The organism is Halomonas sp. V046 (assembly GCF_052645355.1).
Genome location: NZ_JBQXYF010000008.1, coordinates 131,189 through 153,827, shown reverse-complemented (window position 1 = coordinate 153,827; position 22,639 = coordinate 131,189). Strand labels below are relative to the sequence as shown.

Below are 22,639 nucleotides of genomic sequence, written 5' to 3'. Positions count from 1 at the left end.
CCAGCGTTGACGAAGAACTTGCAACGGTGGCGTTTGTACCCGATGTTGATGATGCCGGACCACAAAAGATCCGATGCAAGCCCTATGCGGCGAGAAGGGGACTGCCATGCTGAGCAAAGAACTTGAACTGACCCTGAACACGGCTTTTACCGTGGCACGCTCCAAGCGCCACGAGTTCATGACCGTGGAGCACCTGCTGCTGGCGCTTTTGGATAATGCTTCCGCATCAGACGTGCTGCGCGCCTGTGGGGCCAATCTCGACAAGCTGCGGTCCGACCTGCAGGATTTCATCAATTCAACGACGCCGCTGATCCCCGAGGATCAGACCGACCGTGAGACGCAGCCGACGCTGGGGTTCCAGCGCGTGCTGCAGCGAGCGGTCTTCCACGTTCAGTCGTCCGGCAAGAGTGAAGTCACCGGCGCCAACGTGCTCGTGGCGATCTTCTCCGAGCAGGAAAGTCAGGCGGTGTACTTCCTCAAGCAGCAGAACGTTGCGCGAGTCGATGCGGTCAACTATATCGCCCATGGCATCTCCAAGGTCTCTGGCCACGGCCAAAGCCCTGCCTCCAACGCCCATGAGGCGGAGGATGCCGAGGAGGGTGGTAACGAGGCCGGCGGCAACCCGCTGACCGGGTTCGCCACCAACCTCAATGAGCAGGCTCGCATGGGCAAGATCGATCCGTTGATCGGGCGCGATTCCGAGCTCGAGCGAGTGGTGCAGATCCTGGCTCGGCGGCGCAAGAACAACCCATTGCTGGTAGGCGAGGCCGGCGTCGGCAAGACCGCCATCGCCGAGGGCCTGGCCAAGCGTATCGTCGAGGAAGACGTGCCTGACGTCATTGGCGATGCCGTGGTTTATTCGCTGGACATGGGCGCGTTGCTCGCGGGAACCAAGTATCGGGGCGATTTCGAGAAGCGGCTCAAGAGTCTGCTCGCGGAGCTGCGCAAGCTGCCCAATGCGATCTTGTTCATCGACGAGATTCACACCGTGATCGGTGCGGGCGCGGCCTCCGGCGGCGTGATGGATGCCTCCAACCTGCTCAAGCCGCTGCTGTCTTCCGGCGAGCTACGCTGCATTGGCTCCACCACCTTCCAGGAATTCCGCGGCATCTTCGAGAAGGACCGTGCCTTGGCCCGTCGCTTCCAGAAAGTCGATGTGATGGCGCCGTCGGTGGAAGACTCGATTCGTATCCTCAAGGGGCTGCGTTCGCGCTTCGAGGAGCACCACCAGCTCAAGTACACCGACGCGGCGCTCGACACGGCGGCGCGGTTGGCCGACCGGTACATCAACGACCGCTTCCTGCCGGACAAGGCGATCGACGTGATCGACGAGGCCGGTGCCCACCAGCGCCTGCTGCCGCCGGAGATGCGCGTCGATACCATCGACGTGGATCAGGTCGAGGCCGTGGTGGCCTCCATCGCCCGGATTCCGCCGAAGAGCGTGTCGAGCTCCGATCGCAAGTTGCTCGAGAACCTCGATCGCGACCTGAAGATGCTGGTGTTCGGTCAGAACGAAGCCATCGATGGCCTGTCGGCGGCGATCAAGCTGTCGCGGGCCGGGCTCAAGTCGCCGGACAAGCCGGTAGGCAGCTTCCTGTTCGCCGGGCCGACCGGTGTCGGCAAGACCGAAGTCGCGCGCCAGCTGGCCCATATCATGGGGATCGAGCTGCTGCGCTTCGACATGTCCGAGTACATGGAGCGGCACACCGTGTCGCGTTTGATCGGCGCGCCTCCCGGTTATGTCGGCTACGACCAGGGCGGGCTCCTGACCGAAGCCATCACCAAGCAACCGCATTGTGTGCTGCTGCTTGATGAGATCGAGAAGGCTCACCCCGAGGTCTTCAACCTGCTGCTGCAGGTCATGGATCACGGTCGTCTGACCGACAACAACGGTCGCGAAGCCGACTTCCGCCACGTCATTCTGATCATGACCTCCAACGCCGGGGTCGAGCTGGCCTCGCGGCGCTCGATCGGTTTTCAGACCCAGGACCATTCCACCGATGCCATGGAGGTCATTCGCAAGACCTTTACGCCGGAGTTCCGCAACCGCCTGGATGGCATCATTCAGTTCCATGCGCTGCCGATGCCGGTCGTGCGCAACGTGGTCGACAAGTTCCTGGTGGAGCTGCAGGCACAGCTCGACGAGAAGCGCGTCCAGCTCGAGGTCGACGACGAAGCGCGGGATTGGCTCGCCACGACTGGCTATGACCCGGACATGGGGGCACGCCCGATGGCGCGCCTGATTCAGGAAAAGCTCAAGAAGCCGTTGGCTGAGATGATCCTGTTTGGTGACCTGTCCGAGCATGGCGGCCTGGTACACGTTCGCCTCGAGAACGGCGAGCTTCATCTGTCCACCGACGTGGAGCTGGCCGACGCGCCTTGATCGGCGAGCCGGGAAGAGCGTCATCCGTATTCGGTCGATGAACCGAGATGACCCGATACGGTAAGGCTTAGGTGACAGAAGGCTCAGCCAGGAGTGAGCAAGGCACGACGCCCCGTCTTTGACGGGGCGTCGTCGTTTGTGCCGGGTGCCGCTGTTGACGATGATGCCGCTGTTGGAGCCGATGGCGAACTGACCGGCAGCGCGATGTCGCGAATCGTGCCGGGTTGCCGGTGGCCGTGGTTCGAGAAGAGCGGCGAGCCCATCGCCATGGCGTAGGTGCGTGGACGGCGGGCAGGCGGGTCATTGTCGGGCCGGTTGGGCCGGTTTCGAGGGAGAGGCGGGCAACGCCGATATCTCGGTGGCTACCGGCGCGGGCTCCTGGTCGGCGCTGGGCATAGGGTCAGCGCCTGAGCGATATGGAACGGCCGCGGTGGATCGGCCTTGCGCCAGATATGAGATGGGCCAGGCACAGAAAAACGCAAGCAGCACCGCCCTGCAACGCGAGCAGCAGGGCAAGGTCTTGCGTATTCGTAGATCTGGATCACCGGCGGGGCGGGGCGCGCCGCACAGGGCGCTCGGGGCCGATGACGTGGCGCTCTGCGCGTGGCGCAGTTGCCGTCCGCTCAGCGCGAGCGGTAGACGATGCGACCCTTGGACAGATCGTAAGGGGTCAGCTCGACCTTGACCTTATCACCGGTGAGAATGCGGATGTAGTTCTTGCGCATCTTGCCGGAGATATGAGCGGTGACCACGTGGCCGTTTTCCAGCTCGACGCGGAACATGGTATTGGGAAGGGTATCGACGACGACGCCTTCCATTTCGATATGGTCTTCGCGTGCCATATAGGCGAATCCTCGCTGATGAAGTCGAAAAAATCCCGACAGCAGATGGCGGTAGGTTCCGCCCGTGTCGTTAGGATAGCGCGATATTCTGCCGTATGCCGGGCCAGATGGCAAAGGAGATGGATGAAGTCGCTGGGGTTTGTCGGGAAAATGCAGAGAAACGTCAGGCTCAGAAGGGAATGAGGCGTCGCCATTGGCGTCCATCGAGGCGCTCCAGCGGCTGGAACGCCTGCTTGTAGCTCATCTTGCGGCAGTGTTCGATCCAGTAGCCCAGATACAGGTGAGGCAGCCCCTGGGCGGCAGCGCGGGCGATCAGTGTCAGGACCGCCTGGGTGCCGAGCGAACGACGCTCAAACGTTTCTGCGGGATCGAAGAAGGTGTAGATGGCCGACAAGCCGTGGTGCAGTTCATCGAAGGCTGAAACGGCGACGAGCTGGCCTTCCAGGCGCAGCTCAAGGAGCCTTGCATAGGGTTGGTCCAGGCTCAGGAAGGTGCGGTACTGTTCGTGGCTTGGCGGGAACATATCGCCGTCATGGTGACGAGTGCAGATATAGCGGGCGTAGAGGTCGTAATGCTCCGCCTTGAACAGGGCAGGGCATACGGTCACCGTCAGGTCGGCGTTGCGCTTTGCCAGGCGGCGCTGGGTACGGTTGGGCGCGAACTCGGCCACCGGAATGCGTACGGATAAGCAGGCGTTGCAGCCTTCGCAGTGCGGACGGTAGAGGTGCTGGCCACTGCGCCGAAAACCGAGCAGCGTCAGGGCGTCATAGACCCCTTGTCCCGGCGACTCCTTGGGATCCAGGAACAGGGTGGTTGCCTCGCGGTCAGGCAAGTAGCTGCAGGCATGTGGCACCGTGAGGAAGAAGCGCAGATCGCGCACCGGCTGCCGCGGGGTATTGCTGCTCAAGGCTGCCGTCTCCTATTGCGTGTGGGCGATCCCGCTGCCGGACCGGCAGGTGTCGAAAGCGAACCGACTCCGCGAAGGCTCGGTCGCTCGCGACCCGTATTGGGTGGGGCGATGCAGTGATCCTGTCGCTGAGCTCATTCACTGACCCCGTTCACTGCTTCCTTTTCACTGCCCCTTTCCCTGATCCCTTGTGCTGATTCCGTGGACAGAGGCCCATGGCAGCGGAGGGCTAACCGTGAGTCAGGTCGAGGGAGGGCGCGACAGCGGGCCTGGTGCGTCACTGCGACTCGTCGCCCAGGGTGTCGAAGGACCATGTCGGTGTCATCGGCGCGGCGTCGTCGTGTCCCGTCAAGTGTGTATCAAGATAGTCGATGAATTCGCGTCGGGCGATACCTCTAGCGCCCAGACTTTCCAGGTGCGGGGTATGCATCTGGCAGTCGATCAGGCGGCCTCTGCCGGCGGCCATGGCCCTCGCCAGGTGAACGAGGGCTACCTTGGAGGCGTCAGGCGCGACGGAGAACATCGATTCTCCGAAGAATAGCGGGCCGAGTGCCACGCCATAGAGCCCCCCCACGAGTGCCCCCTGGTGCCAGACTTCTACGGAGTGGGCGATCCCGTGGCGGTGGAGTTCACGATAGGCTGCGCACATTTCCGCGGTGATCCAGGTATCGGCCTGAGTATCGCGCGGTGCAGCACAGGCTTCGATGACCCTATCGAAGGCGCGGTCCGCGCTGACCGTGAAGCCGCCATTGCGCAGGCGCTTGGCCAGGCTGCGCCGCACCCGAATCTCCTCCGGTGGTAGCACCATGCGCGTTCCTGGACTCCACCACAGGATGGGTTGGTCGTCGTTGTACCAGGGGAAGATGCCACGACGGTAAGCGCTCACCAACCAGGCCGGCGTCAGGCCCCCACCCGCCGCCAGCAGGCCGTCGGGGTCGTCGAGAGCATCGGTCACTGGCGGAAACTGGACGGGCGACTCGGCGAGCCAGGGCAGCATGTCGATGTCCTCGGATGAAAAGCAGATGGGTTTGGGCGTAGAGTGTGACCCGCCCGGGGGGCCGTGCTCAAGGTCGCAAGGGCCTATAACCTTGCCCCCAGGCTCGGTATCATGGCCGTGAGTAGAAAGTTGGAAGACGCCCACGAGGCGCAAGGGGATGGCCGCTTGAGTGCCAATAAGAAGTCCACGTCGTCACGTGCGACGGCGGCAGCCGCCAGGGAGACCGCCAAACGGGTTGGTGTTCGTCTGCATGGCTCTGCCAGGGAAGGTGTCATCATCATTCTGTTGGCTGCCTGCGTCTTTCTGTTGCTGGCGCTATTCAGCTTCCAGCCGGAAGACCCCGGCTGGTCCCGCAGCGGACCCGAGACGGCGGTGGCCAACTGGATGGGGCCCTTCGGCGCCTGGCTTGCCGACGTGCTGTATTCGCTGTTCGGCGTCAGTGCCCTGTGGTGGCCCGGCATGCTCGGGTTCTCTGGCTGGTGGCTGATCCGCTCGCGCCAGGAGCGCTTCGAGTGGGATGCCACGGCGCTGGCGGTTCGCTGCGGTGGGCTGGTGCTGTTGCTGCTCGGTACCACCACACTTGGTGCGTTGTATTTCTTTCGTCCCGACAGTCCGCTGCCTTACTCCACCGGAGGGATCCTCGGCGAAGGATTGGTCGGTGCCCTTCGGCCATTGGTCGGCACCGGCGGTACCGGGCTGCTGGCCATCGCCGGCATTCTCTGCGGCATGCCATTGTTCACCGGCCTTTCCTGGCTGAACCTGGTCGATGAGCTGGGCAACCGTGTGGTGCGGCTTGGCCGCTGGGTGAGTGCTCGCTTCGGCGGTGGTGACGCGGACGACGCCGTGTCTTCCGACGTATCCGGACCCCAGAAGGTGGCGCGGTCGGCGTCCGCACCGACTGCCGAGCCCCGCGACGATGATAACGTCGATGCTAGCGTCGATGATGGTTCGGGTGAGGAGGCGGCACCGAGTTGGTGGCGGCGTTTGGTACCCGGTGCCAAGCGACGCGAAGCGCCGGATCTCGAAGCGCCGGTAGGGCGCCGCGAGCCGGGCTTTGATAGCCGCATGGGCGATGACGGCAATACCGATATCCCCTGGGACGTCGCGGAGCGGATGCCTTCTGCGAAGCAGCCTGGTGGCTCGTACATCGAGCGTGAGGCAGAGGCCGCCGCGAAGCGCCAGACCGGACGCCAGGATGCCGCTCGGCGCGCCGACGCGCCGAGCCGAGAAGCCCGCGAGCCGACACTGGGCGCGGCTTTCGCTTCATCACCGGCGGCGGGCCAGGACGGTGCCGGACATCACACTGTGGATCGTCAGGGTGTCGAGTCGCCGAGCGCGGGGCCTCAGGGCTCTGGTCAGGTGGACCCTGGCGCCGCACTGGCCGCGGGTAGCGCCCAGGACGCTCCGCGCCCGAAGATGTCATTGCGAGCGGAGCGTTCCGAGCCTCGTGTGCCGGGCGCCGCATCACCGCCAACCGCGGGGGGGCGCGCGCTTCAAGCGCGGACGCCAGTGTCCGGTCAGCGCCCGGTAGCGGGGCCCGGCGAGGCCTCGCAGCAGGTTCCGACTGGTGAAGTACCAACGGCCTCGGGCGCTGGTGACGATCGTGGAGCGGCGGGGGGCAACAGCTCGCCCGACGTCCGCACGCCCCGTCCAAGCGCTGCCGTCTCTCCCGAGAACCCCGCGCCCCGCGCTGACACTGCGCGCTCCGCCGATGACGCAGCCGTGGTGGGCGCTTACCCCGGTGCAGAGCACGGCGCCGAGGGGGCAATGGCGGGCCCGTCTGCGCCATCTCCGTCGTCGACGCAGCCGTTGTCGTCTGACGCAGTGAGCGCTGAGCAAGGTGAACCAAGAGCGGTCGCGCCGCCGTGGGCGACTGATGCGCCCGATGAAACGCCAGAGTCTGCCCGGGCCAACCCCTTCGCCTCGTCGGTGGCTCCGCGTGGTGAGCGTCGCGCCGAGGAAATCCCGGACCCGGTGCTGCCCGATGACGGTGGCGCCCTGGCCGGTGCGGCTATCGCCGGAGCCGGCGCGGCGTCATTGCTGGCGACGACCCACGAGGCGCCACGCGCCACGCGGGGCGCCAGTGTGCCGGGGGCGGCGCGTACCGCCCCGACGCAAGGCTCCGGCGACGTCGGTGCTTCCGACCAGCAGCGTCATGATTCAGGCGCCGAGCCAGGGCACGGCACGATGCGCTCCGTCGAGCCTGCCCAGGAGCACCATGACGCCGCAACGCAAGCACCGTCGCGCCCAGCCGCCGCCTCGGCGCCTGGCCACGAGTCGATGGGGCAAGCGCCGGCAGGCGACGAGGCTCAAGGCCAGGTAGCGACCGCCGAGCAAGGTCGCGAGGCCGCCGACAGTGGCCCCACCCTGTGGACCGTGGAGCACCTGCAGAGCCAGCGCCCGGGGCTCGAGAACATGCCCGAGCCCGACGGCGACTTGCCGAGCCTGCGCCTGTTGACGCCCCCCGAGCCGCATCAGCCCAACTATACCGAGCAGGAACTGGCCGACATGGCCGAGCTGCTGGAGATGCGTCTGCGCGAGTATGGCGTCAAGGCCGAGGTGGTCGACACTTGGCCGGGGCCGGTGATCACGCGTTTCGAGATCAAGCCGGCAGCCGGGGTAAAGGTCTCCAAGATCAGTAACCTGGCCAAGGACCTGGCGCGCTCGCTGATGGTCAAGAGTGTGCGCGTGGTCGAGGTGATCCCGGGCCGCCCGACGGTCGGTATCGAGATCCCCAACCCCAATCGTGCCATGATCCGGTTGCGTGAGGTCATCGACTCGGATCGCTACCAGCAGGAGGGGTCTGCCCTGACCATGGCGCTTGGCCAAGACATTGGCGGCGCCCCTGTGGTCGCCAACCTGGGCAAGATGCCCCACGTGCTGGTAGCCGGTACCACCGGCTCGGGCAAGTCGGTGGGCGTCAATGCGATGTTGATCTCCATGTTGCTCAAGGCCACACCGGACGAGCTGCGCCTGATCATGGTCGACCCCAAGATGCTGGAGTTGTCGGTCTACGATGGCATTCCGCACCTGCTGGCGCCGGTTGTCACCGACATGAAGGAGGCGGCCAATGGACTGCGCTGGTGCGTTGCCGAGATGGAGCGTCGCTACAAGCTGATGGCGGCCATGGGGGTGCGCAACATTGCCGGCTTCAACAGCAAGCTGGACGAGGCCGAACGCGCCGGTGCCCAGGTCGCGGATCCGCTTTGGGAGCCGCAGCCCTGGGAGATGCATCAGACACCGCCGGTGCTCGAGAAGCTACCCTACATCGTCGTTGTGATCGACGAGTTCGCCGACATGTTCATGATCGTCGGCAAGAAGGTCGAAGAACTGATCGCGCGTCTGGCACAGAAGGCGCGGGCGGCGGGCATCCATCTTATTCTGGCGACCCAGCGGCCATCGGTCGATGTGGTGACGGGCTTGATCAAGGCCAACATCCCCACCCGCATGGCGTTCCAGGTGTCGTCGCGCATCGACTCTCGCACCATTCTCGATCAGGGCGGTGCCGAGAACCTGCTGGGTCACGGTGACATGCTGTATCTCCCCGCCGGCTCCGGACAGCCGACCCGTGTCCACGGTGCCTTCGTCGATGACGACGAGGTCCACCGGGTGGTCGATGACTGGAAGCGTCGTGGCGAGCCAGAATACGTCGAGGAAATCCTCTCCGGCGGGGTCTCCGCGGATGCCTTGACCGGGCTCGAGGCGGAAGGCTCGGGGGACGGCGATGATGCCGAGCAGGATGCGATCTACGATGAAGCGGTCCAGTTCGTCACCGAGAGTCGGCGCGCCTCGATCTCGGCAGTGCAGCGTCGGTTCAAGATCGGTTACAACCGCGCGGCGCGTCTGGTTGAAGCGATGGAGGGAGCCGGGGTGGTCTCGACCATGGGCACCAATGGCAGTCGTGAGGTCCTGGCGCCGCCGCCGGTGGGCAACTAGTCCACTTTCTCGCACTCGCCGGCCATCGTCGCGAATTTGCGACGACGGCCGGCGGCAGGGTGCAACTACCATGCAAGGTCCCTGGATGAGGGCGGGTCAACGCAACTCGTCGATCCTCCCGCAGTCACAGTGACACAATGACCATCACGGAGTAAGCCGCTTATGTCCCTGAAACGGACGCTGACCTCGAGTGTGACCATCCTCACTGCCGCCCTGATGCTTCCCGGCATGGCGTTGGCCGATGGCGCCGAGCGACTCACGCGTATGCTGAAGCCGCTGGAGACTTACTCGGCGGACTTCGATCAGCAGATCCTCGACGGCAGCGGGCAGCGCCTGCAACAGGCCAGCGGTCGCATGTGGCTGTCGCGGCCGGGGCGTTTTCGCTGGGAGGTCAACGCGCCTTACGAGCAGGTCGTGGTGTCCGACGGCGATCAGGTGACTCTCTATGACCCCGACCTTCAGCAGGCCACGGTGCAGCCGCTGGATCAGCGCGTGACGCACACACCCGCGCTGCTGCTGTCAGGCAGCGCCAGTGAGCTGACCGAGAACTACGAAGTCTCCAGCAGCCAGCAGGGCGTTGCCGAAACCTTTACCCTGGTACCGACCGCCGCCGACACGCTGTTCGAGGAGTTGCGCTTGACCTTCTACAGCGAAGAGCTGGGCTTTCTCGAAATGACCGACAGCACCGGACAGCGCACCGCCATCGAGTTCGACAATGTCGAGCAGAACGGCGGCGTCGACGAGTCCAAGTTCGACTTCCAGATCCCCGAAGGCACCGACGTGATTCGCCAATCGTCCTGATTGCGCACCGCACCCCTTGCCGGTGCCGGCCGGAGACAACGCCCCTGAACGGCCACGTTCAGGGGCGTTGTCGTTGTCCAATGACGTGGGGGCCGCCGCGGACGATCGAGGGCGCGGCGCTCGGCCCCGTGACGGCCATGGTCGCCGGGTTGCCATCGCTAGTCTCGCTTTAGTGGCGCAAACAGCAACTCGAACAGGGCCTTGCGAATGGCCGGAGAGGCCTGGTTGCGCGCGTAGGCGAGTAGCACATCGCGGTGGTTGGGGTGCTGCGCGTTGCGCACCAGGATCTGGCGTGCCTGCCGGACATGGCCAGGGGACATGGCGATTTCTCCAAGGTTTCAAGCACCGGAGGGGGGGGGGGCTCGATAGAGACTCTGTCGATGCACCCTGCGCCTTCCTTACCCGGCCAAGATGGGATCAGCGTTGATCCGGTTCATCCGCGGCGGCGTCCAGCTCGGCACGCCAGGCCATGATCCGCGCGAAACGCTCCTCATGGCCGTGACCGGTCGGCGCATAGAATTGTTGGGCCGGCACCTCATCGGGCCAGCAATCGTGGGCGTGACCGGCGGGGTAGCCGTGGGGCTCGCTGTGGGCGTAGCGGTAGCCATCGCCATGGCCGAGGGACTCCATCAGCTTGGTCGGTGCGTTGCGCAGATAGGTCGGCACTTCCAGGCGTGGTTGGCTCGCGGCGAATTGCTGTGCGGACTTCCAGGCGCGGTCGATGGCGTTGCTCTTGGGCGCCACGGCAAGGTGAATGATGGCGTGGGCGATGGCACGCTGGCCCTCATAATCCCCGAGCCGTAGATAGGCGTCCCAGGCGGCGATCACCAGAGGCAGCGCGCGGGGGTCGGCGTTGCCCACGTCCTCCGAAGCGATGGCGGACAGGCGGCGAACCACATCCAGCGGATCGCCGCCGCCCTGGATGAACCTTGCCATGTACAGCAAGGCTGCATCCGGGCGCGATGAACGTACCGACTTGTGGATGGCCGACAGCAGGTCGTAGTAGTAGTCGCCTTGCTTGTCGAAGGCGCTGGCGGTGTGGCCAATGACATCCGTCAGGCCCTCCTGGGGCAGGCGCTCTTGAGCGCCTTCGGTGACGGTGAAGTCGCACGCTGTCTCGAGTAGGCCCAGGGCTCGGCGTGCATCGCCGGCGGCGGCTCTCGCCAGGATCGCGAGAGTCTCGTCGGAGACGGCGATGCGGCGCTGGCCAAGCCCGTGTTCGCTGTCGCTCAAGGCGCGCTGCATGACCGTGACAAGCGCCGCCTCGTCGAGGGCCTTCAGGACGTGGACCCTGGCACGCGACAGCAGCGCCGAGTTGACCTCGAACGACGGGTTCTCGGTGGTCGCGCCGATCAGGGTCAGGAGTCCGGATTCCACGTGGGGGAGCAGGGCGTCCTGCTGGCTCTTGTTCAGTCGATGGATCTCATCCAGAAACAGCACCGTGGTTCTGTTGTGTGCCTGCGCGGCCTTGGCGCCGGCGACCACTTCGCGGATATCCTTGACCCCCGCCATGACGGCCGACAGGTGCTCCAGGCGGGCGTCCGATGCCGCGGCGAGGATTTCTGCCAGGGTCGTCTTGCCGACACCTGGCGGTCCCCACAGGATCATCGAACGAACCTGCCCAGCTTCCACCATGCGTCTCAGTGGCTTGCCCGGCCCCACCAGAGCGGGCTGTCCAATGTAGTCATCGAGCCGCCGAGGGCGCATGCGCCAGGCCAAGGGGGCCGAGGCTTCCTGGTGAGCCTGCTCGAACATGTCCATGGTGATCTCCCGGTCACTGAGAAGGTGGCGGCGGTAACGCGGAATCGAGGGGATAGATGCGCTCGAAAATGCCGTTATAGAGCCGTTTGTAGGAAAAAAGCTACGTTGTTCAAGTGATTTTCGTACAAGCAGGATCTCGATAATGCGTCTAGGGTGATACATTCCGGTGCCTTGACGGCCCCGGAACCTGATCCGAGAAGGCAAGTCTAAGCTAGGTGGCTTTTGCTCGCGCTTCCCCCAGCGCCTTCAGCCGTGCCGATCTGAGGCCCTGCCCACGGCGAAACGAACGTACTGTTCGTGTCATGAGGCGTCAGATCACGCAGACCAGAGCCTACAGCTCTCGCTGACCAAAGGAGGTTTCCGCCATGCCCATGCTGAAACAACTGCGTCGGGATCATGCCAACATGGCGCGCATACTGCACGTTCTGCAACTCAAGCAGAAGACCCTTGCCCAAGGAGAGCGACCCAACTTCCAGCTTGTGCGGGAAGTGGTGGATTACATCCTGGACTACATGGCCGGGTTCACGCTGCCCCTGGAGCAGATCTGCACCGCGCGCCTGCAGGAAGTTGTGCCGGAAAGCGAAGAGGTCGCCGAGAGATTGTCGGGAGACTACCGCAAGCTCAAGGCCCGGCTGACGCGCCTGTCGCGTGACATCGACATGATTCTGATGGATGTGGCTGTGCCCATGGGGCAGTTCGCCGAAGACCTGAGTCAGTACCTGGACAGCCATCGAACCTACTTGCGTGATGAGCGCGAACTGTTGTTCCCGTTGATCGCGGATCACTTCACCGACGAGGATCTCGAGCGCCTTGCCCATGCCCTGCCGGAAAATGCCGCCACGGAGCTTGAGCGACTCCAGGCCGCCTACCCTGAGCTTTACGCCGAACTTCGCGAGGAGCCCGATGGCGTGCCTGCCTGACGGGGGCTCGGGGGGCGGGTCCACCCCGTCGTCGCCCTGGCCACCACTCGCCGAGAACCACGCTTAGGGACCATGCTCGGGGCACCATGCTCGGGGCACCATGCTCGGGGCACCATGCTCGGGGCACCATGCTCGGGGCACCATGCTCGGGGCACCATGCTCGGGGGCACCATGCTCGGGGCGCCGCGCCTTGGCGGAACAACACGATAGCGACCGGCGGGTTGCCGGGGTTGGCATCTAGGCCTGAGCCGTTTCGGCTCAGGCCTTCTTGTGCGGTAGAATGTCGGCGTTTTCGTCACCGGTCGGTCCCATGCATTATTCTGTTGTCTGCCGCTTTGCCTTCGCGCGTTGTGATGTGGGGCGCCTTTGCGTCGGTGCACGCCACCGCCTTGGCCGGCGTTGCCACCTCGTTGCAGGATGTCAGACGGAGTGCGAAGCCGTCAGTTTGGCGGTGCGACAGACCGGCCTGGCAAGCGCTGCTGGCCGTCTGGAATACTCTAGTGAGGGGCTCTGATGGCGGGGCCGATTCTGGTGTTCGATTCCGGTGTTGGTGGGCTGTCGGTGGTTGCGGCCTTGCGTCGGCATCTGCCCGATGCCGCCTTGGCTTATGTGTGTGACAACGCCATGCTGCCCTATGGCACGCGCCCGGATGCCTGGCTGGTCGAGCGGATCGTTGCGGTGTGCCGGGCGGCCGTGGCGCAAGCCGGGGCCGATACGCTGGTAGTGGCCTGCAATACGGCCAGCACCCTGGCCCTGGAAGGTCTCCGCGAGGCCCTCTCGATTCCGGTCGTGGGGACGGTGCCGGCGATCAAGCCGGCGGCCCAGCAGAGCCGCAGCGGTCACATAGCGCTACTGGCGACCAGCGCGACCGTGTCGCGACCTTACACTCAGCGCCTGATCGACAGCTTCGCCCCACACTGCCGGGTACTGCGCCTCGCCGCTGATCCGCTAGTGGCCGAGGCCGAAGCCTGGATCCGCGGTGGCTCGCTCGACGTGACCGTCCTGCGGGCTGCCCTGGCCCCGCTGGCAGCAGACCCTCGCCTCGATACCGTGATCCTCGGCTGCACCCATTTTCCGCTGCTGGGCAGCGCCCTCGCAGCGGCGGCGCCGGGGGACTATGACTGGGTCGATTCTGGCGATGCCATCGCCAGGCGCACGGCCCAGGTGGCGTTGTCGCCGGATGCCTGGCGCGGCCGCGGTGCTTCTCTGGTGACCGGGTCGGCGGTTGGGCTTGGCGACGGCTTCGCGCCGTTTGGGTTTGCGCCGCCGGCGCTGTTGCGGGTGCCCTGATGTGAGACGTTGGTCGGGCGCCCGTCGACAGCCTGCATGTGGTCCGTGTTTGTACCGCACGGCGCCTTGCAGCGAACCAGCAGTGAACCAGCACCGGACCGAACCAGCGCCGCACTGGCTCATCGTTGCATCGAATCAGCGTTGCAGCGCCCCATCGCCGTGTCGAACCCTCGCTACGCCGAAGCAGGCTGCTTGGCAGCGCTGCCCTCGGCTGCGTTCTATTCCGTTTTCTTCGCTCAACAGGAGCCGCCGTGGCTATCCCCGTCGTCGACCCCGCCCGTTATGACACCGAACTCGCGACCAAGCGAGAGCGGCTCATCGCTCAGTTCGCCGCCTTCGACGCGCCTCCTCTCGAGGTGTTTGCCTCGCCACCGAGCCATTACCGGCAACGCTGCGAGTTTCGCATCTGGCACGAGGGCGATGATCTTTACTACGCCATGTTCGAGGTCGATGCCGAGGATCCCTCGCAGAAGACGGTGGTGCGCCTCGATCAGTTCGCCGTGGCCGGTGAGCGCATCAATGCGCTGATGCCGGCACTGCTGGATGCCGTCCGCGACAACCCGGTGATGCGCCGCAAGCTCTTTCAGGTCGAGTTTCTGACCACGCTGTCCGGCGAAGCCTTGGTGACGCTGATCTATCACCGGCCGTTGGACGACGATTGGGAGCGCGATGCTCGCGCCCTGGAACAGTCGCTTGACGTCATGATCATCGGCCGCTCGCGCAAGCAGCGCATCGTGTTGACGCGAGACCATGTATGGGAGCAGCTCACCGTAGATGACCGCACCTTCTACTACCAGCAGGTGGAAAACAGCTTCACCCAGCCTAACGCCGAGATCTGTCGGTCGATGTTGTCCTGGGCTCGGGATGTGACCGCCGGGAGCGAAAAGCGTGACCTGGTCGAGCTCTACTGCGGCAACGGCAATTTTACCGCGGCGTTGGCACAGAACTTTCGACGGATTCTCGCCACGGAGATCTCGCGAACCTCGGTAGCCAGTGCGCGCTTGAACATGGAAAAGAACGATATCGACAACGTCTTTGTCGCCCGGATGTCGGCGGAAGACTTCTCTTCTGCGCTGAAAGGCGATAAAGGTGGGCGCCGGGTGGACGAGATGTGCCTGGACGACTATGACTTCTCCACGGTGCTTGTCGATCCTCCCCGCGCGGGGTTGGATGATGATAGTTGTGCCCAAGTCAGCGAGTACGAACGCATCGTCTATATTTCATGCAATCCAGATACGCTGGAGAAAAACCTGGAACACCTGACCCGGACACACCGAGTGACGAGGTTTGCGTTGTTCGACCAGTTCCCCTTTACCCATCACTGCGAGTGTGGGGTGCTGCTGGAGCGACGCTGAATGCGACTTTTGTCGGAGTGCTGCGCGAATGTCAAGAGACGATGCGCAACCGACATGATCCATGAGAAGGCCGGCATGTCGGTAGGGACAGGCAAGGGATTGGCGTAAGCTGGGCCCCACGCGACCATGGGGTCGCCCCACGTTCTTTTCGGTCACAATGAGGTGGCCGACGGCAGCCGAGGTGAGGATGCAACACGTCGCACAGGATGACAGTCGCGAGGATCTTCTCAAGCAGCTCGAGGAGCGCCTGCACGGCCGCCTCGAGCAGGACAAGGCCGATCAGATCGGCGACTTTGCCCGACTCTTCTATTCCACGGTGCCGCTTGAAGACCTCAGCGAGCGCCGGCTGGACGATCTTTATGGTGCCACCCTGTCGGTGTGGCACTTTCTTCAGCAGTTTGATCTCGATACGCCCAAGGTGCGGGTGCTGAACCCCGAGTTCGAAGAGCACGGCTGGCAGTCGACCCACACCTTCGTGGCGGTCCTGCACGAAGACATGCCGTTTCTGGTCGACTCGGTGCGCATTGAACTCAATCGCCGCGGCATGACCGTGCATGCCATTCACAACTCGGTGCTGTCGGTCGAACGCGATGGCGACAATCGCGTGACCCGGGTGACATCACCGTCACAGAATGGGGCTCCAGACGCACGCGAGTCACTGATCGCCATCGAGGTCGATCGTCACTCGAACCCGTCTGAGCTCGACGCCATCGAGGAGAGCCTGCAGGAAGTGTTGCGTGATGTGCGCACCGCGGTGGCCGATTTCGACGAGATGCGCGGCCAGATTCATGCCGCCATTGCCGAGCTCAAGGCTTGTCGACCGGTCTCGGTGCAGGAGGCGGATCACCAGGAGGCGATCGAGTTCCTCGAGTGGATGCTGCACGACAACTTCACGTTCCTTGGCTACGACGAGTACCAGGTCGAGCAGCGTGATGACGGCCAGCACCTCATCCAGGTCGACAACAGTGAGCTCGGCTTATTCCGTCTCGACCAGCCCCGTTACCGCGAGCGGATCCGCACCGACCAGGGCGTCGACGGCGATCAGTACGTACTGGTGCCTCAGCTGTTGTCCTTTGCCAAGAGTGCGCATCACGCCCGGGTCCATCGCCCGACCTATCCTGACTACGTATCGGTCGATCGTTACGACGACCAGGGCCAGGTCATCGGTGAGCGCCGTTTCCTCGGCCTCTTTACGTCCACGGTCTACAACGACTCTCCGCGTCATGTCCCGATCCTGAGGCGCAAGCTGAAGACGGTGATGGATATCGCTGGCTTCAACCCCAAGGGCCATAACGGCAAGCAGCTGCTGCAGATTCTGGAGGTCTACCCGCGTGACGACCTGTTCCAGATCGATACCGACGAACTAGCCCAGACTGCGCTTGGCATCCTCGATATCCGTGAGCGTCGTCGCGTTCGGCTGTTCATCCGCGAAGACCGTTTCGGCAAGTTCTATTCGTGCTTGGTGTTCGTCCCCCGCGACGTGTTTTCGACCGAGCTTCGCCTGCGCCTGCAGGACCTGATGTGCGAGGAGCTCGACGCTACCTTCGGCGACTTCAACACCTATCTGTCGGAGTCGGTGTTGGCACGTATTCAGTTCATCTTGCGCTTCAACGGCGACGCCCCGACCGACTACGACATCAAGGCCCTTGAGGGCAAGCTTGCACGGCTCTCGCGGAACTGGCGCGATGACCTGCTCCATGCCGCCGTTGAAGGTTTTGGCGAGGAGCAGGCCAACCATCTACTGCACCGCTTCCGTGATGCGTTTCCGGCGAGCTACCGGGAAGACTTTTCCGCACGTACCGCGGTCTACGATCTTCAGCATATCGGTGAACTCGACGCCGGCCGGCCGCTGGCGCTGTCGCTGTATCGGCTGATCGAGGAAGAGGGCAGTGGCGTCAACCTCAAGCTGTTCCACAAGGATGCGCCGATACCGCTGTCCGACGTCCTGCCGATGATGGAAAACCTGGGGTTGCGGGTGCTGGGGGAGCGTCCCTACGGCGTCGAGGCGACCGATGCGGAATACTGGATCCATGATTTTGATCTGGAGCACCACACCGCCAACGAGGTCAATCTCCAGGAGATGCGCGCGCCGTTCATCGAGGCCTTCCAGCGCATCTGGGCCGGCGAGGCGGACAATGATCGCTTCAATCGCCTGATCATCGGGGCCAACCTCGATTGGCGTGAAGTGGCCATGCTGCGTGCCTATGCTCGCTACTTGAAGCAGATCCGGTTCGGCATCTCCCAGGCCTTCATCGCCAACACCCTGGTCAATCACCCCGAGATCACCCGGGAATTGGTCACGCTGTTCGAGCTGCGCTTCGACCCCAGCGACCGGCCCGATGACGGCGAAATCGACGCTTGCCTCGAGCGCATCAATGCCTTGCTTGATGAGGTGGCGAGCCTCAACGATGACCGCCTGCTGCGGCGCTATGTGGAACTCATCCAGGCCACGTTGCGCACCAACTATTACCAGACGGCCGAGAACGGCGAGCACAAGGACTACCTGTCATTGAAGCTCGAGCCGTCCAAGGTCACCGGCATGCCCAAGCCCCGGCCGATGTTTGAAATATTCGTCTGTTCGCCGCGGGTGGAAGGCGTGCATCTGCGTGGTGGCAAGGTCGCCCGAGGTGGTCTGCGCTGGTCCGATCGCCACGAGGACTTCCGTACCGAAGTCCTCGGCCTGGTCAAGGCGCAGCAGGTGAAGAACTCGGTCATCGTACCGGTGGGCGCCAAGGGGGGATTCGTGTGCAAGCGCATGCCCGAAGGCGCCGATCGCGAGACCACGCAGAAGGAGGGGATCGCGTGCTACCAGACCTTCATTCGTGCGCTGCTGGATGTCACCGACAACCTGGCCGGTGGCGAAGTGGTGCCGCCGGGGAACGTCGTGCGTCACGATGAAGATGATCCCTACCTGGTGGTGGCCGCCGACAAGGGCACGGCGACCTTCTCCGATATCGCCAACGAGATCTCTATCGAGTACGGCCACTGGCTGGGTGATGCCTTTGCCTCCGGCGGTGCCAACGGCTATGACCACAAGAAGATGGGCATCACCGCGAAGGGCGCCTGGGAATCGGTCAAGCGTCACTTCCGTGGCCTTGGCGTCGACACCCAGGCCGACGAGTTCACCGTCGTCGGCATCGGCGATATGGCCGGCGACGTGTTCGGTAATGGCATGCTGCTGTCTGACACCCTCTGCCTGGTGGGTGCCTTCAACCACATGCACATCTTCGTCGACCCGACACCGGACGCTGCGGCGACCTTCGTCGAGCGCAAGCGCCTGTTTGAGCTGCCGCGCTCGAGCTGGGAAGATTACGACAAGAGCCTGATTTCCGAGGGTGGCGGTATCTTCTCTCGGGCCGCCAAGTCCATCGCCATCACGCCGCAGATGAAAGCCGTGTTCGGCATCAGCGAGGACAAGCTACCGCCCAATGACCTGATTCAGGCCATGCTTCGCTCCAGGGTCGACCTGATCTGGAACGGCGGGATCGGTACTTACGTGAAGTCGAGCGAAGAGACCGATGCCAGCGTTGGCGACAAGGCCAACGACGCGCTGCGCGTTAATGGACGCGAGCTCAACTGCCGAGTGGTCGGCGAGGGCGGCAACCTCGGCCTGACCCAGCGCGGGCGGATGGAAGCCGCGGCCAACGGCATCCGGGTCAACACCGACTTCATCGACAACGCCGGTGGGGTCAACTGCTCCGATCATGAGGTCAATATCAAGATCCTCATCGACGAAGTGGTGGCCAACGGTGACATGACCGACAAGCAGCGCAACCAGTTGTTGGCCGAGATGACCGATGAAGTGGGTGAGCTGGTGCTGCTTAGCAACTATCGCCAGACGCAGGCGCTGGATCTTTCCGAGCGCCTCTCTCAAGGTGGGATCGGGCCGTACCGTCGTTTCATCAGCGAGCTGGAGGCCAATGGCCAGATCGACCGCGAGTTGGAGTTCCTGCCACTCGATGAAGATCTGCAGGAGCGTGCCAACAACGATCAAGGCATGACGCTTCCCGAACTATCGGTGCTGATTTCCTACTCCAAGAGCACGCTCAAGGGCGATCTGATTGCCTCCGACGTGCCGGATGATCCGGTCGTCGCCCAGCACGTGGAGCGGGTCTTCCCGCGGGTGTTGATCGAGCGTTATCGCGATCAGGTCTATGCCCACCGCCTGAAGCGCGAGATCGTGGCCAATCAGGTCGCCAACGATCTGGTCGATCATATGGGCATCGTCTTCGTGCGTCGCCTGATCGACTCCACCGGCATGGGCCGTGCCGATATCGCTCGTGCCTACGTCATTGCTCGCGATAGTTTCCAATTGCCGCGGCTGTGGAACCAGATCGAGGCACTCGACAACCAGGTGTCCACAGACATCCAGTACTCCATGATGCTGGACCTGATGCGCATGCTGCGCCGCGCGACGCGTTGGTTCCTGCGCCACCGTTCCGGCCTTGCTGCTGGTGACTGCATCGAGTACTTCGCTCCGCGTCTTGCCCAGTTGCAGGAGAACATCGGCAAGCGCCTGCGCGGTGAAGAGCTCGAGACCTGGGAAGCGCGCCGTTCGGAGCTGGTCGAGGCCGGTGTGCCCGACGCCCTGGCCTCGACGGTTGCCGCCGCGGGTAGCCTGTATGCCGCACTCGGCATCATTCAGACGGCGCGTCAGGTCGATCAGAAGCCGCAGCGTGTCGCCGAGGTGTACTACGAGATTGGTGCGCGTCTGGAATTGCCGTGGATGATCCAGCAGGTCACCGCCTTGCGGGTGAAAGACAGCTGGCAGGCTCAGGCCCGGGAGACCTTCCGTGATGATATCGAGCGTCAACAGATGGCCCTGGCGGCGAGTGTGCTGCAGATGGAAGGCGGTGCTCGCGAGACGGTCCAGCGAGTGGATCAGTGGCTCGCCCAGCACGAGTCGGTGCATCAGCGCTGGTGTCGCCTGATCAACGAGGTCAGCGGCGGTAGCCAGGGTGGCTTCGCGCTGTTCGCCGTGGCTGTCCGCGAGCTGGTTGATCTGGCCGAGAGCAACGCCGAAACCTGAGCCACGGGGCCGACGCTTCTCGCCGTAGAAGCGTCGGGCCACGGCGGCGGGTCGGGGCACGGTCGTATGATCCTGTAGGGCGGCTCCTTCGTGGCCGTCGATGCCAGCGGCGTCGCCAGGACCATGCGGGGGCTGCGACCTTTGCTGCCAGGGCTGTGAAATCGGTCACCAGCGTCAAGTGAGTTCAACGCCAAAGGGGGCGCCGATATGGCGCCCCCTTTGGCGTTTGTGCTTCGTTGGCACGGCGCCGAGGAGAAATCGTCTTGCCAGCATCGCATCATGTGACGCGCGTTAGGTAGCGTCCAGGCCGGCAAGCGTTTCAGGCTGCTTGCGTCTCTAGCGGCAGCTGATGGTCCATACCGCCTTGTAGCCTTCGCCATCGGCGTTGAGGGCTTCGAGGTTGGTGTCTTCGTTGACGGTGCCGCCTTCGATCATCGCTTCCGCGCTCTCACGCTTTTCGGCGCTGGTGTTCGGGCCAAGCACCTGCTGCTCCTGGATGACGAACTCATTGCGATCTTGGACTTCGCACTGCTCCAGTGCGCGCTCCTTGGCTTCGTCGAGGGCTTCCTGGCGGTCGTCGCCGAGCCCCGTCACCACATAGTCCGTGCTCTTCTTTTCCATGGAGCCGCTGTCGCTGGCGCAACCGGCCAGCCCCAGTGCGGCCATGCCGGCGAGGGCGAACATCAGCGGGCGAGTCTTGGTGATCATCATGTAGCGTCTCCTTATGCTTGGGCCGGCCGGGGTAGCCCGGCTCCCACGTCATGACCATGCTAACGAGCTGACAGATCAGCACAAGAGTGGACGCATGGCGACGTCGATGTCTCCAGTAAGAGACGCATAGTGGGGCGGGGTAGCGCTCGACAGGCATGCCGCGTTGCTATCCAGCGCTCGGCGGCGCTGGCGCTGGCTCGGGGGACACGGGGCTCGGCAGGGCTTGCATTGGGCAAGCCAAGCGCGAAGGGCAGAGAGGACAGCGCTGCCGCCCCCCGAGGAGGGCGGCGGGAGCACCTACAGCATGAAAATGGTGGCAAGCCCGAGGAAAGACATGAAGCCCACCACATCGGTGACGGTGGTCAGGACCACCGAGCCGGACAGTGCCGGGTCGATGTTCATCCGCTTGAGCACCAGCGGAATGACGATGCCGCAGACACCGGCGGCGAGCATGTTGATCACCAATGCCGCCGCAATGATGGCTCCGATGGTGATATTGCCGAACCAGAGGACGGCGAGGACGGCCACCACCAGGGCCCAGACGACGCCGTTGAGCAAGGCGATGCCGACTTCCTTGCGCAGCAGCCAGTTGCTGTTGGTCTTGCTGATCTGGCCGAGGGCCAGGCCACGAATGGCCAGGGTTAGCGTCTGGCTGCCGGCAATGCCGCCCATGCTGGCGACGATGGGCATCAGCACCGCCAGCGCTACGACTTTCTCCAGGGCATCCTCGAACTGGCCGATGACCCAGGCGGCCAGGAAGGCGGTGAGCAGATTGATGCCGAGCCACACCGCACGACGCTTGGCGCTGGGCAGCACCGGGGCGAACAGGTCCTCTTCCTCATCGAGACCGGCCATGTTCATCAGGGCTTGCTCGGAGTCCTCGCGGATGACGTCGACGATGTCGTCGATGACGATCCGCCCAAGTAGCATGCCATCGTTGTCCACGACAGGGGCAGAGGCGAGGTCGTGGGTCTGGAACAGCGTGGCCACGTCCCGGGATTTCATGTCGACCTGGATGATGTCGACATCGGCGTCCATCAACTCGGAGACCCCGGACTCCTGATCGTGGGCGACCAGGCGCGCCAGCGGCAGAACGCCCATGAATTGACCGGTGCGATCGACCACCATCAGGGCGTCGGTATTGTCCGGCACCGACTCCTTCCAACGCAGGAAGCGCTGCACGGTTTCCAGGCTGACGTCGGCACGCACCGCGATGGTATCGGTACGCATGATACGCCCGGCACTGTCTTCTTCGAAGGACAGCGTTTCCTGCAGACGAGCCCGCTGCAACTCGTCCATGGAGCGCAGCATGTCCTCGGCGACCTGCTTGGGCAGGTCCTCGAACAGTTCGGCCAGGTCGGCGGTATCGAGGCTCGAGGTGGCCGCCACGATCTCGTCGGGGTCCATGTCCTTGAGCAGCGTACTGCGGACTTCGTCGTGGACGTGAAGCAGGACCTCGCCGTCGTCCTCCGCCGGGACTTGCTCCCACAGCTTGATACGCTCACCGAGGGGCAGCGATTCCAGCAGCAAGGCAACTTCGGCGGGTTCGAGGTCGTCGAGGACCTCGGCGACCTCATCGCGTCTATCCTCTTCCAGGGCCAGGTGGATTCGCGACAGGTGGCTCTCAAAAGACTCGGTACTCTCTGTCATAGGCTCCTCCCGGCATAGGCGGAGAGGCTGACAGGCCTCGCCGCGTGTCCTACGTTG

14 protein-coding genes are annotated in these 22,639 nt (G+C 64.0%); 7 read left to right on the top strand and 7 right to left on the bottom strand.

What is annotated here, in order from left to right; genetic code table 11:
- Positions 1-106: 106 nt before the first annotated feature.
- Entirely contained in the window at positions 107-2,383 is a 2,277-nt protein-coding gene (gene clpA / locus ACUN9Y_RS12640; RefSeq protein ID WP_445461066.1) for an ATP-dependent Clp protease ATP-binding subunit ClpA, read from the top strand.
- Between the two features lie 623 nt (positions 2,384-3,006).
- On the opposite strand, the gene infA is transcribed toward clpA, so the two are convergent.
- From infA to aat, 3 genes are all read right to left on the bottom strand, one after another.
- Positions 3,007-3,225, bottom strand: coding sequence for a translation initiation factor IF-1 (gene infA, locus ACUN9Y_RS12635; protein ID WP_013332816.1), 219 nt, complete (start codon positions 3,223-3,225; stop codon positions 3,007-3,009).
- Positions 3,226-3,394: 169 nt separating this feature from the next.
- Positions 3,395-4,132 (bottom strand): arginyltransferase, encoded by a 738-nt coding sequence (locus tag ACUN9Y_RS12630; protein WP_445461065.1) that lies wholly within the window; start codon positions 4,130-4,132, stop codon positions 3,395-3,397.
- A gap of 277 nt (positions 4,133-4,409) precedes the next feature.
- Positions 4,410-5,129, bottom strand: a complete 720-nt coding sequence (gene aat, locus ACUN9Y_RS12625; protein ID WP_445461064.1) for a leucyl/phenylalanyl-tRNA--protein transferase — start codon at positions 5,127-5,129, stop codon at positions 4,410-4,412.
- Between the two features lie 165 nt (positions 5,130-5,294).
- Here aat and ACUN9Y_RS12620 point away from each other — a divergent pair, with 165 nt between their 5' ends.
- A complete protein-coding gene (locus ACUN9Y_RS12620; RefSeq protein WP_445461063.1) occupies positions 5,295-9,065 on the top strand; it encodes a DNA translocase FtsK 4TM domain-containing protein in 3,771 nt (1,256 codons plus the stop codon).
- Positions 9,066-9,227: 162 nt separating this feature from the next.
- The gene (gene lolA / locus ACUN9Y_RS12615; protein WP_445461062.1) at positions 9,228-9,866 is read left to right on the top strand and encodes an outer membrane lipoprotein chaperone LolA; all 639 of its coding nucleotides are present in this window, start codon (positions 9,228-9,230) and stop codon (positions 9,864-9,866) included.
- Positions 9,867-10,024: 158 nt separating this feature from the next.
- Here lolA and ACUN9Y_RS12610 read toward each other — a convergent pair whose 3' ends face one another.
- Both ACUN9Y_RS12610 and ACUN9Y_RS12605 read right to left on the bottom strand, forming a co-directional pair.
- Positions 10,025-10,186, bottom strand: a complete 162-nt coding sequence (locus ACUN9Y_RS12610; RefSeq protein ID WP_445461061.1) for a hypothetical protein — start codon at positions 10,184-10,186, stop codon at positions 10,025-10,027.
- Between the two features lie 97 nt (positions 10,187-10,283).
- Positions 10,284-11,627, bottom strand: coding sequence for a replication-associated recombination protein A (locus tag ACUN9Y_RS12605; RefSeq protein WP_445461060.1), 1,344 nt, complete (start codon positions 11,625-11,627; stop codon positions 10,284-10,286).
- Positions 11,628-11,998: 371 nt separating this feature from the next.
- Between ACUN9Y_RS12605 and ACUN9Y_RS12600 the strand changes: the two genes are divergently transcribed.
- From ACUN9Y_RS12600 to ACUN9Y_RS12585, 4 genes are all read left to right on the top strand, one after another.
- The gene (locus ACUN9Y_RS12600; protein ID WP_445461176.1) at positions 11,999-12,547 is read left to right on the top strand and encodes a hemerythrin domain-containing protein; all 549 of its coding nucleotides are present in this window, start codon (positions 11,999-12,001) and stop codon (positions 12,545-12,547) included.
- 513 nt (positions 12,548-13,060) lie between these two features.
- Positions 13,061-13,837 carry a glutamate racemase gene (gene murI / locus ACUN9Y_RS12595; protein ID WP_445461059.1) on the top strand — a complete coding sequence of 259 codons (777 nt, stop codon included), beginning with the start codon at positions 13,061-13,063 and terminating at the stop codon, positions 13,835-13,837.
- 251 nt (positions 13,838-14,088) lie between these two features.
- Positions 14,089-15,192: a tRNA (uridine(54)-C5)-methyltransferase TrmA gene (gene trmA, locus ACUN9Y_RS12590; protein WP_445461058.1), complete on the top strand. Its 1,104-nt coding sequence runs from the start codon at positions 14,089-14,091 to the stop codon at positions 15,190-15,192.
- Positions 15,193-15,379: 187 nt separating this feature from the next.
- Positions 15,380-20,221, top strand: coding sequence for an NAD-glutamate dehydrogenase (locus ACUN9Y_RS12585; protein WP_445461057.1), 4,842 nt, complete (start codon positions 15,380-15,382; stop codon positions 20,219-20,221).
- 336 nt (positions 20,222-20,557) lie between these two features.
- On the opposite strand, the gene ACUN9Y_RS12580 is transcribed toward ACUN9Y_RS12585, so the two are convergent.
- Positions 20,558-20,932, bottom strand: a complete 375-nt coding sequence (locus ACUN9Y_RS12580) for a hypothetical protein (RefSeq protein ID WP_445461056.1) — start codon at positions 20,930-20,932, stop codon at positions 20,558-20,560.
- Positions 20,933-21,229: 297 nt separating this feature from the next.
- Positions 21,230-22,582 carry a magnesium transporter gene (gene mgtE / locus ACUN9Y_RS12575; RefSeq protein WP_445461055.1) on the bottom strand — a complete coding sequence of 451 codons (1,353 nt, stop codon included), beginning with the start codon at positions 22,580-22,582 and terminating at the stop codon, positions 21,230-21,232.
- Between the last annotated feature and the right edge of the window lie 57 nt (positions 22,583-22,639).

Excerpts from the sequence above, each read along its gene's own strand:
- infA (WP_013332816.1), bottom strand. The coding sequence starts at position 3,225 with ATGGCACGCGAAGACCATATCGAAATGGAAGGCGTCGTCGTCGATACC.
- mgtE (WP_445461055.1), bottom strand. The coding sequence starts at position 22,582 with ATGACAGAGAGTACCGAGTCTTTTGAGAGCCACCTGTCGCGAATCCAC.
- clpA (WP_445461066.1), top strand. The coding sequence starts at position 107 with ATGCTGAGCAAAGAACTTGAACTGACCCTGAACACGGCTTTTACCGTG.
- ACUN9Y_RS12605 (WP_445461060.1), bottom strand. The coding sequence starts at position 11,627 with ATGGACATGTTCGAGCAGGCTCACCAGGAAGCCTCGGCCCCCTTGGCC.
- ACUN9Y_RS12580 (WP_445461056.1), bottom strand. The coding sequence starts at position 20,932 with ATGATGATCACCAAGACTCGCCCGCTGATGTTCGCCCTCGCCGGCATG.
- ACUN9Y_RS12600 (WP_445461176.1), top strand. The coding sequence starts at position 11,999 with ATGCTGAAACAACTGCGTCGGGATCATGCCAACATGGCGCGCATACTG.
- aat (WP_445461064.1), bottom strand. The coding sequence starts at position 5,129 with ATGCTGCCCTGGCTCGCCGAGTCGCCCGTCCAGTTTCCGCCAGTGACC.
- lolA (WP_445461062.1), top strand. The coding sequence starts at position 9,228 with ATGTCCCTGAAACGGACGCTGACCTCGAGTGTGACCATCCTCACTGCC.
- ACUN9Y_RS12585 (WP_445461057.1), top strand. The coding sequence starts at position 15,380 with ATGCAACACGTCGCACAGGATGACAGTCGCGAGGATCTTCTCAAGCAG.
- murI (WP_445461059.1), top strand. The coding sequence starts at position 13,061 with ATGGCGGGGCCGATTCTGGTGTTCGATTCCGGTGTTGGTGGGCTGTCG.
- ACUN9Y_RS12610 (WP_445461061.1), bottom strand. The coding sequence starts at position 10,186 with ATGTCCCCTGGCCATGTCCGGCAGGCACGCCAGATCCTGGTGCGCAAC.